Source organism: Armatimonadota bacterium (genome assembly GCA_018268395.1).
In the GTDB taxonomy this organism is placed as follows: domain Bacteria; phylum Armatimonadota; class Fimbriimonadia; order Fimbriimonadales; family Fimbriimonadaceae; genus JAEURO01.
In genome coordinates this window covers 302,890-317,828 of sequence record JAFDWQ010000005.1, presented here as the reverse complement: position 1 = coordinate 317,828, position 14,939 = coordinate 302,890, and the positions used below count along the sequence as shown (strand labels likewise).

13 protein-coding genes are annotated in these 14,939 nt (G+C 64.3%); 6 read left to right on the top strand and 7 right to left on the bottom strand.

All coding sequences use genetic code 11. The features are described from left to right. The first annotated feature begins 23 nt into the window (after positions 1-23). Positions 24-1,274 (top strand): hypothetical protein, encoded by a 1,251-nt coding sequence (locus JST30_11185; protein MBS1714886.1) that lies wholly within the window; start codon positions 24-26, stop codon positions 1,272-1,274. Here JST30_11185 and JST30_11180 read toward each other — a convergent pair. After that, positions 1,255-2,679, bottom strand: a complete 1,425-nt coding sequence (locus JST30_11180; GenBank protein MBS1714885.1) for a family 10 glycosylhydrolase — start codon at positions 2,677-2,679, stop codon at positions 1,255-1,257. The genes JST30_11185 and JST30_11180 overlap by 20 nt on opposite strands. A 23-nt stretch (positions 2,680-2,702) precedes the next feature. Here JST30_11180 and JST30_11175 point away from each other — a divergent pair, with 23 nt between their 5' ends. The 3 genes from JST30_11175 to JST30_11165 are packed head-to-tail and all read left to right on the top strand — an operon-like array spanning position 2,703 to position 6,895. Then, positions 2,703-3,251 carry a hypothetical protein gene (locus JST30_11175; GenBank protein MBS1714884.1) on the top strand — a complete coding sequence of 183 codons (549 nt, stop codon included), beginning with the start codon at positions 2,703-2,705 and terminating at the stop codon, positions 3,249-3,251. Continuing rightward, the gene (locus JST30_11170) at positions 3,217-5,538 is read left to right on the top strand and encodes a DUF1592 domain-containing protein (GenBank protein ID MBS1714883.1); all 2,322 of its coding nucleotides are present in this window, start codon (positions 3,217-3,219) and stop codon (positions 5,536-5,538) included. Before JST30_11175 ends, JST30_11170 begins: the two co-directional genes overlap by 35 nt. Before the next feature lie 28 nt (positions 5,539-5,566). Beyond that, positions 5,567-6,895 carry a DUF1552 domain-containing protein gene (locus JST30_11165; GenBank protein ID MBS1714882.1) on the top strand — a complete coding sequence of 443 codons (1,329 nt, stop codon included), beginning with the start codon at positions 5,567-5,569 and terminating at the stop codon, positions 6,893-6,895. Here the strand turns inward: JST30_11165 and JST30_11160 are convergent. The 4 genes from JST30_11160 to JST30_11145 are packed head-to-tail and all read right to left on the bottom strand — an operon-like array spanning position 6,880 to position 10,952. Beyond that, positions 6,880-7,953 (bottom strand): glycosyltransferase family 4 protein, encoded by a 1,074-nt coding sequence (locus tag JST30_11160; protein MBS1714881.1) that lies wholly within the window; start codon positions 7,951-7,953, stop codon positions 6,880-6,882. The genes JST30_11165 and JST30_11160 overlap by 16 nt on opposite strands. Continuing rightward, positions 7,950-9,017: a hypothetical protein gene (locus JST30_11155; GenBank protein MBS1714880.1), complete on the bottom strand. Its 1,068-nt coding sequence runs from the start codon at positions 9,015-9,017 to the stop codon at positions 7,950-7,952. Before JST30_11155 ends, JST30_11160 begins: the two co-directional genes overlap by 4 nt. After that, complete coding sequence (locus JST30_11150) at positions 9,014-9,943, bottom strand: DUF4129 domain-containing protein (GenBank protein MBS1714879.1); 930 nt, start codon at positions 9,941-9,943, stop codon at positions 9,014-9,016. The genes JST30_11155 and JST30_11150 overlap by 4 nt, the downstream gene beginning before the upstream one ends. Next, on the bottom strand, positions 9,912-10,952 hold the full coding sequence (locus JST30_11145) for a hypothetical protein (protein MBS1714878.1): 1,041 nt from the start codon (positions 10,950-10,952) through the stop codon (positions 9,912-9,914). The genes JST30_11150 and JST30_11145 overlap by 32 nt, the downstream gene beginning before the upstream one ends. Positions 10,953-11,055: 103 nt before the next feature. On the opposite strand from JST30_11145, the gene JST30_11140 reads away from it, so the two are divergent. Next, positions 11,056-11,775 (top strand): outer membrane lipoprotein-sorting protein, encoded by a 720-nt coding sequence (locus JST30_11140; GenBank protein MBS1714877.1) that lies wholly within the window; start codon positions 11,056-11,058, stop codon positions 11,773-11,775. A 388-nt stretch (positions 11,776-12,163) separates the two neighbouring features. Here the strand turns inward: JST30_11140 and JST30_11135 are convergent, their stop codons facing one another. Continuing rightward, positions 12,164-12,796 carry a hypothetical protein gene (locus JST30_11135; protein MBS1714876.1) on the bottom strand — a complete coding sequence of 211 codons (633 nt, stop codon included), beginning with the start codon at positions 12,794-12,796 and terminating at the stop codon, positions 12,164-12,166. 313 nt (positions 12,797-13,109) lie between these two features. On the opposite strand from JST30_11135, the gene JST30_11130 reads away from it, so the two are divergent. Beyond that, entirely contained in the window at positions 13,110-13,748 is a 639-nt protein-coding gene (locus tag JST30_11130) for a hypothetical protein (GenBank protein ID MBS1714875.1), read from the top strand. A gap of 330 nt (positions 13,749-14,078) precedes the next feature. Here JST30_11130 and JST30_11125 read toward each other — a convergent pair whose 3' ends face one another. Further along, positions 14,079-14,870, bottom strand: coding sequence for a PEP-CTERM sorting domain-containing protein (locus JST30_11125; protein MBS1714874.1), 792 nt, complete (start codon positions 14,868-14,870; stop codon positions 14,079-14,081). Between the last annotated feature and the right edge of the window lie 69 nt (positions 14,871-14,939).

Sequence of the window (14,939 nt, the reverse complement as noted above, 5' to 3'; positions counted from 1 at the left end):
ACCATAATCGAAACCGGACGAACGTGGAGCGAACGAGACAAAGACCGGCAACTTGGTGCGCCATCGGCGTCCTCGTGGCTTCGGCGCTTTTGTTCGCTTCCGGATTCGGCGGTCTCGCTCGACCGCGAGAAACGGCACTCGCCTTCGGCGCCGTCCTCGCCGTACTCGGGACGGTCGTTCTCCGCGACGTCCGAAAGTCGGCGGCCGAGTGCAGGACGACCGTCGAACGGCTGACGGCCAAGGCGGCCCTCCTCGAAGCAGAGTCGCAGAAGAACCGGGCGGCCCTCGACGGACTCGCCGACGGTCTCGACGTGTGGATCTTCCTTGTGGACGCGAAAGGCGACGTCCTCTATGCCAACGAGCGGGCTCACCAGGTCTTCGGCCGAAACGACCTGGCAAGCCGGTCGATCCTTGCCGCGACTTTCAGCCGGGAACTCACGGAAATGGTCCAGTCAGCCGCCCAAGGGCAGGACCCTCCCTTGCTCGAAATCGTGTTCGGGAGCCCCTACGACAAGACAGGCATGGCCCGTGTCTGGCCGGAAAGTCCGGAGCGGTCGCACTTCTTCGTCTCGGTCACGGACGTCACGGACCTGCGTCGGCTCGAACGCGTGCGAAGGGACTTCGTCGCCAACGTATCGCACGAACTTCGGACGCCGATGGCCACGATCCGGGCCATGGCCGAAACGATCCTCGACGAACCGGAAGCCCCTGTCGAAGCCTCGCGCCGCTATCTCGAAAAGGTCATGAGCGAGATCGACCGGCTGACCCGTATCAGTAACGACCTTCTCGCCCTCTCGAAAGCCGAATCGAAACCGCCCGCTCAGGGCCGGGTCGACTTGAGCGAGACGGCGAACGCGGCGATCCAGCAGATCTCGGCCAAAGCCAAGCGGAAGGGGATCAAGACCGGGTCGGACATCGAACCCGGCATCATCGTGACAGGGAGCGAAGAGCAGCTGACGCAAGTCTTGCTCAACCTCTTGGAAAACGCGGTCAACTACACGACCGAAGGGTCGGTCGACGTCGCCCTGCACCGGGTCGACGGGTCGGCCGAGTTCACGGTCGTCGACACCGGGATCGGAATCCCCAGCGAAGACCTGCCCCGGATCTTCGAGCGCTTCTACCGCGTCGATAAGGCCCGGTCACGGGCCAGTGGCGGCACCGGCCTCGGCCTGAGCATCGTCCGACACATCGTCGAGTCCCACGGAGGCAAAACGGGGGTCGAAAGCCGGTTGAACGAGGGGAGCCGCTTCTGGTTCACCCTGCCTTTGGCCTGACCACGACGGTGGACGGCCCGGTCCGGCCTTCGCGGGAGACGGCACGAACGGCCAACGCGTCGCACCCGGCCGGCCAGACTTCCGATGGTCCGGAACCGATCCGCACGAGCGTCCAAGCCCCGTCCGTCCGCTTCCACACTTCGAAGAACCGCGTACCTTCGGGAACGTCCCACGTCACCCGGTGTCGCTCGGCCGACGCCCGCGGCCTGACCGGAACCTGACCCTTGACCCAAGACGTCTCGGGCACGGCCGCGGTCGAGGCGTACGGCCCTTTCTTAAGGTCTTCGGCCAGCTTCGACACTTTCAGACTGGACGCGCTGAAGTGGATTTCTCCGGGGTCGGAACCTTGGGCGCCCTTTCGGATCAAGCCCAGTTGCCGGACGACCTCGTCGGGGCTCCACTTCTTCGTCTCCGGACCGACAAGGCTCGTGTAGAGCCCAGGCCAAAGATGGCGGCCCTTGACGTTTTCGGAACGCCACCACGATAACAGGCGGCCAAAATTCTGTTTCGTCGAGTCCGTACGCCAATAGAGCTGAGGCGCCATATAGTCGCACCACCCTTCACGGAGCCACTTCCGGGCGTCGGCGGCGAGCTCTTCGTACTGGTCGACCCCGGCCTCGATCCCCACGGGAACGTTCGGCCGGTAGATGCCGAACGGAGAGATACCGACTTTGACCCACGGCTTCACCGACTTGACCGACCGGTAAAGCGTTTCGACGAAGCCGTCGACGTTTTCGCGCCTCCAATCCGACTTGCGCAACGTACCGCCGCCTTGGACGTACGCAGCATAAGACGCTCCGTCGGGGAACGCCGCGCCTCCCTCCGGATAGGGATAGAAGTAATCGTCGATATGGACGCCGTCGATGTCATACCGTTGGACCACGTCGGTCATGACCGCCAAGGCGTGAGTCCTCACTTCAGGGATCCCTGGATCGCACCAAAGGTACTTTCCGTACCGCTTGACCCAGTCCGGACGAGCGACGGACATATGGTCTTCGCAATAGCCGCCCTTTTGCGACGGGTGCCCGGCCCGGAACGGGTTGAACCAAGCATGGACTTCCAGACCGAGGCGGTGACCGACCTGGACAGCGCGAGCGAGCGGGTCCCATCCGATGTCGTCGCCTTGAGACCCGGTCAAGAACCAGCTCGAAGGCTCGCGACCCGAACGGTACAGGGCGTCGCCGCTCGTACGGACCTGGAGGACGACCGCGTTGAACTTCAGTCCGGCCAGTTCGTGGAGCAACGCGTCGAGTTCGGATTTTTGGGCGTCGGCACCTAGGCCTGGCCTGGAAGGCCAATCGATATTGGCGACCGTCGCGACCCAGGCTCCACGGAACTCGCGCGGAAGATCGGGGAGGTCAGGCGACTCAAACGACATGGCCGCACCGGCCAAGAGCGCGATCATCGGTGCACACTACCTTAAAGCCTATGACGGACGACCTTAAGCTGGAGTCACTCGCGGCCCGTGCCGAATCCGTGACGTTACCGAACGGACTCGTTTTGGACGAAGTCGTCCTCACGTCGGCCCGGGCCGCCGCTACGATGAAACCGTTCGGGCTGACCCTCGACGAGCCCGGCAAGTTCGAGGTCACGGTCAGCGACGGGAGTCTGGCCGCCTTCTTGGAGGGCCAGGCCCCGGCAGGCGTCTCCCGCTTCTCGGTCCGTTCGGAAGCCGGAACGATCAAGATCGAAGCGTCGGCGAAAGCCGCGTTCGGCGCGCGCGTCGCCGCAGTGTGCCGCCTCCGGATCGAAAACGGACGTCGACTGTACGTCGACCTCGAATCGGTCAGCCTTCCCTTCGCCCACGGTCTCATCGAGCAACAGATCGCCAAGATCAATCCCATAATAGACGTAGAGGAGTTCCCGGGGACGTTCTGCCTGAAAGGAGTCGACGCCCAAGACGGCGCGGTCCGCTTGGTCGGGACACTCGATTGGCGGCACGATGAGGGCGAACGACATGCGTCAGGTCCGGTCTAAGGGCAGGTCGAACGGGGTCAAGTCCGGTGCCGGATTCGCGACGGCCGTCGCCGTACTCGCCATGGGAGTCGCGACCCCCGCGCGGGTCGAGGACCCTCTAGATGCCGAGTTCCGGACGAAGGTCCGACCGGTACTGGCCAAACACTGCGCGGGCTGCCATTCTGGCCGCCAAGCCGCCGCGGGCCTCGACCTCTCGACAGCGTGGACGGCTAAATCCGCCCTTGCCGAAAGGGCCAAGTGGGAGCGGGTCGTCTTTAACGTGAAGTCGGCGACGATGCCGCCGCCGCCGTCTGAGATCAAAAGTACGGACCGCGACGTCGTCGTCGGATGGGCGGAACGCGTCCTGTCGTCCGACTGCAACCTCGCGGACGCGGGCAAAGTCACGATCCGCCGCTTGAACCGTTCCGAATACCGTAACTCGCTGCGCGACCTGTTGGGGATCGAGACCGACCTCACGACGGACTTCCCGTCCGACGACGTCGGAAGCGGGTTCGACAACATCGGCGACGTCCTGTCCTTGTCGCCGCTCTACGTCGAAAAGCTCGTCTCGGCCGCCGAGCGTGCGGCCACGCTCGCCGTCCGGATCCCAGGCCCCGTCTCCGTTCCCGTCGAAGTCCACAAAATGGCCCTGACCCAGGGTGTCGCAGCGACGGGTGAAGACGTCCTTGCGTTTACGTCGGCCGGACGGGCGACGGTCGCCTTGGCCCACCTTCAACCTGGCGAGTACACGGCAAAGATCGACGCCTACGCGCAACAAGCCGGGCCCGAACCCGCAAAGATGCGCGTCGCCTTCCGGGACAAGCTCCTCGATGACGTCGTCGTCCGGAACGGCCCCGACAAACCGACCACGTACCAGATCCCGTTCACGCTGACCGCCGACGACCGCGACGCCACGTTTTGGATCACGTTCCCGAACGACTACTACGATCCCAAGAACCCAGAGCTGGACCAACGCGACCGCAACCTTTTCGTCAGCAAGATCGTGTTCGAGAAGGCCGCAGAACCCCTTAGGTTGCCGAACGGGCCGATCGTCAGGAAACCGAACGGCCCCGGCGACCGGGAAACCCCGGCGCGCGACCTCAAGGCTTTCATGAGGCGGGCCTACCGCCGAGACGTGACGTCGGACGAAGTCTCCCGCCTGATGTCCGTGTTCGACGCGTCGGTCAAGAAGGGCAAAGTCTACGAATCCGCGATCAGGGACTGCGTGACGGCCGTCCTCTGTTCGCCCCACTTCCTGTTCCGCAAAGAAGAAGCGCCGGTCGTGACCGGGGAAGCCGTCGCACCGTTCGAAGCCGCGTCGCGCCTGAGCTTTTTCTTGTGGTCCTCGGCGCCGGACGACCGACTCTTGGACCTCGCGGCCCAAGGCAAGCTTCAAGACCCTAAGACCGTGGCCGAACAGGTCGACCGCATGCTGCTGAGCAGCAAGTCTCAGAGCCTGGCCGAGGACTTCGCCATGCAATGGCTGCAGTTGCGCAAGCTCGAAGGAATCTCACCGGATCCCCGACTGTTCCCCGGCTTCAGCCCCGAACTGCGCGAGGACATGGCAGAGGAAGCCAAGGCGTTCTTCCTCGACGCCCTCGCCAACGACGCGAGCGTCCTGGTCTTCCTGGATTCCGACTACGGCTTCCTGAACGAACGGTTGGCCAAAGTCTACGGAGTCTCCGGAATCAGCGGCGCGAAGTTCCGGAAAGTCAAGTGGACCGACCCGGCCCGAGGCGGCTTGACGGGCATGGCCGGCGTCCTGGCGACGACCAGTAACCCGAACCGCACGTCTCCGGTCAAGCGGGGCAAATGGGTCTTGGAACAGATTCTCGGAACGCCTCCCCCTCCGCCTCCGCCTGGCGCCGGATCCTTGCCAGAAGACGTCGTCCTCAAACCGACGATGACGATGAAAGAGCGGCTCGAAGCCCATCGGAAGAAACCGGACTGCGCCACTTGCCATCGGGCGATGGACGCGATGGGGTTCAGCCTGGAGAACTTCGATCCGATCGGTCAATGGCGGACGAAAGACGGCGATTTCGACATCGATCCGGTGACGGTGCTTCCCGACGGTTCGAAGCTCGACGGCCCAAGATCGCTTCGAAAGCACCTGCTGAGCCGGAAAAAGGACTTCGTCCGGAGCTTGGCCGAAAGGCTCCTTACGTTCGCCACGGGCCGGGCCATGCGCCCCGAGGACGGATGTCACCTGGACACCATCGTGAAGGCGGCTGAAAAGGACGGGTACAAGTTCCGGTCCCTGATCAAAGCGGTCGTCGCGTCCGATCCTTTCTCCAAGAAGTCGAAATGAACCAAGGTCCGACTACAATGAGGTGCCGATGAGCAGGATCGACCGACGAACGTTCCTCAAAGGTGTAGGGGTCGCTGTCGCCCTACCGGCCCTTGAGTCCCTGGCTCCGTTCGCCGCCGCGCAAGCGAAGGCAGCCCCTGTCCGGACGGCGTTCCTGTTCGTTCCGAACGGGGTGGACATGGCCGGTTGGACGCCCGCCGCCGAAGGCGCCCTCGGCCTGTCACCGATCCTAGCCCCCTTGAAGGAGGTCCAGGGATCGCTCAACGTCGTCAGCGGCCTTGCACAGATGCACGCCTTCGCGAACGGGGACGGGCCGGGAGACCACGCCCGTTCGTGCGCGACCTGGTTGACCGGGGTCCAAGCCCGGAAAACGTCCGGGGCCGATATTTCGGTCGCCGTGTCCGCCGATCAGATCGCGGCTCAAGCCGTCGGTCGGTCGACAAAGTTCGCCAGCCTCGAACTGGGCTGCGAACGGGGCGCACTGGCGGGCGACTGCGATTCCGGCTATTCCTGTGCGTATTCGTCCAGCGTTTCGTGGAGGGGGCCGTCCACTCCGAACGCGAAAGAGGTCAACCCTAGGGCCGTGTTCGAGCGGCTCTTCGGAGAAGGTCCGGAGGGTGGTTCTGCGGTCTCTTCGGCCGAGCGGCAAGCGACCCGTCGGAGCGTCCTCGACTACGTCTTAGAGGAGGCCGAGTCCCTCAAGTCCCGTCTGGGCACCCGGGACAAGTCCAAGCTCGACGAATATCTGGAGGGCGTCCGCGAGATCGAGATGCGCCTTGAACGGTTTGAAAAGGCCAACGCGAACGCACAGGGCCAAGGCTTTAAAGTCCCTGGGAGCGCCCCTTCGGACCGGGGCGAACACGTCCGGATCATGGGCGACATGATGGTGTTGGCGTTCCAGGCCGACCTGACCCGCGTCTGCACGCTCATGTTCGCCAACGAAGGGAGCAACAGGCCCTATCGCGAGATCGGCATCAACGACGGCCACCACGACATCAGCCATCACGGGAACGATGCCGCCAAGCTCGAAAAGAAACGCCAGATCGACACGTTCCACGTCGAGCAGCTCGCTTACATCCTGAAGCGGATGCAGTCGGTCAAGGAAGGTTCTTCGAGCCTTCTCGACAACACCGTGCTCGTCTACGGAGGCGGCATCAGTGACGGCAACCGCCACAACCACGACGATCTTCCGATCCTCGTCGCAGGCAAAGCCGGCGGACGATTGAAGACCGGACGGCACCTCGTCGTCAAGCCGCAGACGCCGATGACGAACCTGCTCCTCAACGTCCTCGACTATGCGGGCGTCAACGTCGAGCGACTCGGGGACAGTACGGGCAAGCTTCAGGGCGTCTTCTGAACCGTCGCGTAGACGGCCGCGATCCGTTCGCCGAATGCCTCGGGTGTGTAGCGTTCGCTGTGGAGCCGCTTTCCGGCTTCGCCCATCTTCGCGCTCAGGCCAGGCTCTGCATCGAGTCGTCGTAAAGCTTCCGCGAGGGCGGCCGCGTCCCCAGGGGGCGTCAGGAGCCCGGTGATCCCTTCCTCCACGATTTCGGGGACGCCTCCCGTTCGCGACGCCACGATCGGCCGGCCCACCGACATCGCTTCAAGAACGGCCAGTCCCAGAGCCTCGACCCATACGCTCGGCATCGCGACGACGTCCATCGCAGCCATCGCATCGTCGATCGACGGGACGTACCCGTGGAAGACGGTCGCAGTGCCCTTTGCCTGCCTTTCGAGCGCGGCCCGTTCCGGCCCGTCTCCAAAGACGTGGCACTCGGTCCGGCCACCTGTCTTCTGGACCGCCTCGATCAGGGTTTTGACGCCCTTTTCGGGTACCAACCTCCCGAACGAACCCACCGCGAAGGCACCGACGCCGATGCCCAGACCTGTCCGGGCGTCCTCTCTTGACTTCGACGGTCGCAACGCTGGGACTCCTGCATGGGCCGCCGAAACACAGGACGCGCCGAACCCTGCCGATACCATGTCGTCACGGACGGCGCCGCTCACGGCGATGAACCTGTCGTAGAGTCGGCAATACGCCCTGACGCGCGAAGCCCGCAGGGTCACGGCGACGTGCCGCGTCAAAACCCTCCCCCTCTGCCCCGTGATGCGGGCCGCATAAGCGGGCATGAGGTAGTCCGGTGAGAAGTGCGTGTTCACGATGTCGAACCGCCGCGACCGGAACAGCCTGAGATAACCGGCACAACCGGCGAAGTCGTATTTGCCGCGGACCGAGAGCCCGATCGTTTCGACCCCGGCCCGGCGGAAGAGCGGCGAGCCCACAGGAGCCGTGACCGCGACGTCGTGTCCGGCCTGGGCCAAGGATTGCGACAAGACGGCGACATAACGCTCGATCCCGCCCCAATCGTCCGGCATGGCCGATCCGACCTCGAGGATCCGTAAGGGCGCCGTCACTTGATCCCGATCTTGGCCAAAAACTGCCGCAAGGCCGTGAGGACCGCTTGCGGACCACGCTCCTCGGAAGAACTGAGGACGCGCCCATAAGCCTCGCGCGTCTCACGGTCGGACTTCTTCAAGATGTCCTCGATCGTCGCCGAAGGGGGCAACCGGAGCCTCGTTCGCGTCGTGCGGACCGCTTGGTCGGCAATGAGCTTGGCCGCGAACGGTCGCTTCTTCCCGGCCCTCAAGACTTCGGCGAGACTGTCCGAAAGTTGCCGCGCACCCCGCTGGAACGACGCCGTCTCCTCGGGAAGGCCGAAACGGCGCGAGACCGTCCACGCCATCGCACCGAGCACGATGAAGACCTGCCATTGGAGGACGGCCGCCCAGTTGCCGATCGATCCGATGATCCCGCGCGACTGGCCGAGCCCGAGCGTCGACAGGAAGAAGACGACCCTTTTGGACGGCCCAGCGGTCTTCCGGAACAGCTCCAAGGCAAAGGCGGCGTCGTCGTCGCGGGACAAGAAGCGGTTCGTCGTGAACAACGCGCTGCGGACCGTCACCATCGTCCCTTCCTCGACCCCGACCGCCGTCACCAACTCGCGAGCCCCGGCGAAGACGACAGCGCGGTCCGGCCATTCGTCGGAGAAGTCGATCGGACTGTCGAGCAACCGGCCGATCCAGACCTGCCTGTCCCCTCCGACCGGCTCCATCCTGGCCTGTGACGTCGCTTGCACGAAGTCGGGCTCGTAGAGCAACGCCAAAACGTTGCCCCCTTTCTTCAAGTGGTCTTCGATCGGCTTCTCGCCGCCGTCGGGGACCATCCTGACGAACTCCATGAATCCATTGCCCGTGACCAGGCACGCTACGACCAGGCTGTCGGAAGGGGCGGAGGGACGGTCCGTCACGTCCACGCGGACATCGAACCCGTCCGCCTTCAGCAGTTCGGTCAAGGCGCCGAGTCCGCTGGGCAAAACGTTGCTCGGCCGGGGATCGGCGATCCCCTCGGAGCGCGCGGCGAAGAACGCGACCGTCGCAAGTACCAAGACTGTCACTCCGGCCAAGACGAGCCGCCTCACGACGCCCTCCCCATCGCTTGAAGGACAACTTTATAGTACGACCGGAACATCGCGACGTCCTCCGCTCCCTGGACGCGGTGCCCATACCACACGCGGTCGAACTCCCTCGTCATCGAGCGCAGGTCGAGTCCGGACGGGCGGACAGATCCTGATTCATAGCGGCGAAGGTGCTCCCAGTTCGTCTCCGTCCGCACGAACCGCAAGATCGCGGCCTCGTCCATGCGCCGCAGGCTCGCCAAATAGAGGCACCGCACGGCTTCGCGCAGTTCGCCCCTCGCCTCGAGCTCGCTTGCCCGCAAGAGCCATTCGTCCGCGTTCAAGTCGGGCTCGTCTTCGTCCAACAAGGCGCCTCCCGCCCCCCTGGCGCGTTTACCGAGCGTGAACTTAGCGATGAAGACGACGGCGAAGGCCAGAAGACCGAGGATCAGGACGCCCCACACGATCGGCTCGAGGAGCCGGAGTGCAGCGCCGCCGGTACTCGCGCCCCCGGAAAGAAGGTCTGGTTTGAAGAGCTTCTCGAAGAAGTCCCGGACGACCCTCACAAGCCTGTCGACGGAATCGGAGAACCAGTTCCGGCTCTTGCGGTCCCCCGGGTCGCGGAAGACGGGGCGCGCCAGGATCGACTTCGCGGTCGTCGAGGGGTCCGTCACGCGGCCGACGTCCGGGCCGCGTTCTTCGAACCGTCGTAACCTCGACGCCGCGACCAGCCGCTTCTGCGCGGACTTCCAGTCGGCCGTCTCCGAAGCTTTGTCCAGTTCGTCGGCGAGCGTCCCGTCTTCCGTCCAAGACTCCGGGGCTTCGCTGACGGTCCGGTGGAACGACGTCTCGTCACGAACCGACCGGATCCGCTCTTCGAACGCGTCCGACTGCGCGCCCCAACCGGAGGCCGCGAGGCTAACGGAGCAGAAGAGCGCGACGGTCCGCATTGTTGATGTCGTTGATCATGACTTGCACGTCGAGCGCTTCCACCCGCACGCGCCTGTCGAAATAGAGGACGGTCATCGCCGTCCCCCAAAAGGGGACGAGCAGCCACAGGCAAACGAAGCCCGGAAGATAGGAGACCAACTGTCCGAGCAGCTGCGACAGGCCCGCGACTGTCACCCACGCTTCGATCCGGCCGCCGATCCCCGTCAACTGGATCAAGAAGAACATCGACGCCCCGAGCACCGCCCCCAGGAACACGAGGAGCAGGAAAACGCCGAACGTCACACCGTCCGCGCTCGCTTGGCCCCGATAGCGCTTCATCAAGTGCGCGCTCCGCTTCCCTGCCTCTTTCGAGCCGACGTTTTCGAGGACCGCCACGGCGGGCAAAAGCGCCCGAGTGTTCATCCACAGCGGCGCGAAGACCATCCCCGCCATCACCGACAGCCCCACCATCAGCGCCGAAAGGCTTGACGCCAGTTCGGATCCCATCGATTGCCCCAACAACGTCCCCACGACCGCGAACCCTCCCGCTAACAAGAAGAAGACGCACCCGACGAAGAACACCCGCACGATCCCGGAAAAGACCGCCCGCAACGACGTCCGTCCCGCTTCGACCGCTTTCGCCTCGTCCACCGCCCGACCGTCCAGGACGTCCGCCGTCGCTTTCGTCACCGTTCCCAAAACCGTCCCCACCCCCGCGAACACCAACGGCAGCCCCACCGCGAACCCGAGCACCAACGACACGAGAAGCTCTCCCGCCTCGACTCCGGCCGATCGCGGCGCGCTCGTCGTGAACAACCCCGGCAACACCACGATCGCCACGAACACGATCCCCGAGAACGCCACCGCCATCGGAACCGCCGTCAGCTTGAGCAGGCTCCAGGCCGACCGCTGATAGCACCGCAAGGCCAGGTCGATCGCCTCGCCCGCGGACATCGGCCTCAACCATGCGTGCCGTTCGACCACCGACATCCGCGCGGCCATCGCGTCTTCCGGGGACTTCCGCGCCATCGGTCTGTTATACGGCCTAGAGGGCCGGTGGGTCTACGGTCGCAGCGTCCTAGGCAGCGGAGTGACGGAAACACCCTCCCGACCGTCATGAACTCTTGACACCATGTTGAGCACGGTCTTGGCCCTGGTTGCGACAGCCGCCCCACTCGGACAGAGCATCTCCGGATACGTCCCTACGACCTTCAAGGACCTCTCGTTCACGGCCAAGGTCCAGACCGCGAAACAGAGCGAGCTGGCCAAGATCAACCAAGACTTCGCCAAGAGCTACCGCTTCAAATCGTCCAACGTCTGGCTCAAGGAGCCGATGATGCTCCGGATGGAGGCCCGCGTCGAAGACACCGACATCTATTTCATCGTCAACGGCGGCCGTAAGCTCGTCAAGATCCCCCGCGCCAACATCAACCAGCGCGACGACGTCTCCAAAGCCCCCGGCAAACGCCAGACCCCGCTCGACTTCGGCCTCCTGACGCCGAGCCTCTTCAGCAACTTCATCAACGCCAAGTTCGTCCGCAAGGAAGCCTCCGGAGACTATGCCGGCTATGGCGTCTTCGACCTGACCTACATCGAGAAGCTCGACGACAGCAGCCGCCACCGCGTCTGGATCGACCCCGAACGCAAGTTCACCGCCAAACGCGAGTGGTACAACCAGCAGGGCTACCTCCTCGCCACCTTCACCTACACCGACGCGCAGAAGGTGAACGGCCTCTGGATCCCCACCAAAGCCACCGTCCGCAACTCCAGCGGCGCGTTCGGCGGCACGACCGCCTACCTGAACATCAAGGTCAACCAAGGCATCGCCGAATCGCTGTTCAAGGTGGACTGAAGGAAGCCAAAGGGTTCCCCGTTCCCCGTTCCCTCGTCCCCGGATCCCCGGCGTCCTCCCTTGGCCAGGACTCCTCCGCTTCCAAAAAACGGTGCTCCGTGCGAGGTGGTCGTCGCACCGGGTTCGAGCGTCGTCCCGTCGCTATGGCGGTCTGCGGCACCGCTATGACGATCGACGGCGTCGCTTTGAAGGCCCACGCCGTCGCGTCGCAGAACGACCGTGCTATGACAGGGAAACGCGGCGTCGCTTCAAAGAAAGGCCGCGTCGCATTGAGAAAAAGACCGCACCTCAGAGCCCGTTTGAACCTGAGGAGCCCGTCAAGTCCCTCCCAAAAGGAGCGTCCGGACGGTCCATGGACCGGATCCGGCCCGGGAACGGGCCCGAAAGGTCAGCCGTCGATCCGGAAGGCGAGGTCCATCCCCGTGGGAAAGTAGGTCTGACTGTTGAACGGGTCGTAGAGCAGGGCGTTCTTGTTCGCCGGCGAACCGGAAGGGTAGTTCGACGTCGCGGTCCAGAACGTCCTGCCTGAGTTGAAGGGTTCTTGCGGCACGACGGACAGCCAGTATTTCCCCGGCACGAGCGCTACGGACACGTTGAACCGGAGCAGCGCGTTCGACCAGACCATGTTCTGGTTCAAAGCAAAGTTCTTCTGAACGACTTGGAAGGATCCGGGCGAGTACACGAACGAGAGGATCACCGGGCCGGGGCCGGTCCCCGAACCGTTATCGGCGTAAACGTCCATCTGCCACGGGCCGGTGGAGCCCCAGTTCGCCACGCTGAGGTTGGCGGAACTGCCCGTACACCGCGCGACGATGTCCACGAAGTTCGTGACGAGCGTGGCCGTCACGTCGAAATCGTCCAGGGCGACGGACGTGAAGACAGGGTTGTTGACGACGTTCTGGTTCGGGACCATGACGTTCGGGCTCACGAACCCCGGCCCCCCGATCTGGTCGGCGAAGAACGCGGCCTGCGACGCCAGAGCCCACGAAGCCAAAGCGACGGTCCCTAAAATCCTGACCATGACGGGCAGTATAGCGACGGCGTCCAGAACTGTCGGTCGCAAATCTACCGGATCGTCGGGACAGGACGCGTGCCTTTCGAGGTCGCGCCGCGGCGCCCTTCGCGCAGGAGTCCGACCCGCATCGGTGCGAAGACGCCCGGCGCCCCGCTGTCCCCGGTCTTGAACCTGGAAATTCCTTTGACCTAAAGAATCTTCGGTCCATGGCCGACGATCCCTAACAAGCGCTCGTCGCGGAGCCCGACCGATGCCAGGACCTGGACCGATACCCGTCCCCCTGCCGAGGAAGGCGCCGCGACGGCGAAGGAGCCCCGACATGGCCGATTACAACAAACTCAGCGACGCGCAACTCTCCGACTGGCTGGCGAACCTGGCGGTCACGGCTGCGGCCAATTCCGGGACCCTCGGTCTGACGCCCCCTCAAATCGCCCAACTGAACACTGCGAACACGGCCTTTGCCGCCTCGCTCACCAATAAGATCGCCAAGGCGAACGACGCCATGGTCGCGACGATGGGCAAGAACGACCAGCGCGCGAGCAGCCTGCTCACCGTGCGGACGCTCGCCAACCAATGGCAGGCGAACCCGAACGTGCCTGACTCGTTGATCCAGCAACTCGGGCTGAACGTCCACACCAACGACCACAGCGAACGCCCCGTCTATCAACCGACGGACTTTGTCGCCTTGGGATGCGACCAGGTGAACAGCCTCAAGTGGGAGAAGAACGGAAACTTCCCGAACACGGTCTACATGATCGAGTTGCAGCTCCCCGGCGGCGAATGGGAGATCCTCGACAGCACGATGAAGGCGAAGTACGAGCACGAGGGGACGACCGCGGGCGAACAGGTCAGTTACCGCGTCTATGCCCAGCGAGGCACGAAGAAGTCCCTGCCGTCGAACGTCGCGACCGTGTTTTCCAGCGGCATGCCGGGCGAGGGCGAGCTCATGGTCGCCTGACCGTCCGGTCTGTTTCCCGGTGATGGCAATAGGCCCCGCTTCGGCGGGGCCTTTCTGCGCCGGGAGGCGTCTGGGCGGTCAGGTCCGCGAGGCCTTGCGGACGCCCATCTCTGGCCCGGTCTCGGCCGCCCTTGATCCGGACGGCCGCGGATCCCGCGACCGATCGCCTCTTCCGGTGCGGCCCCATAGAGCCCTGGAGAGTGGTAGCGGCCTTTGGCCGGGCCGGTCTTCGTACGGGACGTCGCGTACCCCGACCGATCCTTCCGGTCGGTCGCAGCTCCGCCCAGGGCCAGAAGGCGGTGCGGTACCGCCCTCTGGCCCTGATGCCCCTCAACGCGACCGACGCCGTCGCAAGAGGGCCGCCCCGACGAGGCCGAAAACCGTCAGGCTCGCCGGCTCGGGCACGGCGGCGATTCCGATACCGGCGCCTCCGACGTGGGTATAGCCCGTCGACGAGTGTTTCCGGACACCGAACGTAATCGCCCGGACGTCCGTCAGCGTCTCGAAACCGATGAGACCCGACGACTCGTTGTGGTCGATGCCGACGAAGTCATAGTGGTCCGTCGTGAAGCCCCATGTCGGCTGAGTGAGGTTCGGCTGGTATCCGTCTGTGTCGTTGTAGTCGAGGAACCCTTTGAGGCCCGCATATTGGGACAGCCAAGGCGATTGGATCGTCGAGAGACTCTGATCAAGGGCCTTCATGCCGATGAAGTCCTCTTCGATGTCCAGGTCGGCGACGGCCAAAGTCGAACCTGCGGGCAGGACGCCGTTTGCCAACCCGGAAAAGTCCATGACGACAAGGTAGCTGTCCTGCGTATGGTTGTAGCCGAACGCGAGGCTGTCGAACGTCGCGCCCGGTTGGTTGAGAGGGTAGTCGGCGTCGAATGCGGCGGTCGTCGATCCGAAGGAACCTGGCGTCAGGCCCGGAACCCCGTCGTTGCCTCCGTCGACGATCTTCGTGATCTGCGTCTTCACCGTTCCAGCGTAGGCTCCTCCCACGCCGGAGAAGGTGCCGGTCGAGCTGACACCGGTTCCCGTGTGCGTGAGCCATTGGGCGTGGACGATGGCAGGCGTGAAGACGAGGACCGCCGCTAGCGCAGATTTGATGGTTCTGAGATTCATGTTCTTTCTCCTTGGACACGGCACTTGAGCGCCACCGACAGCCTGCCTGCAGAACCGTCCGAACGCTGT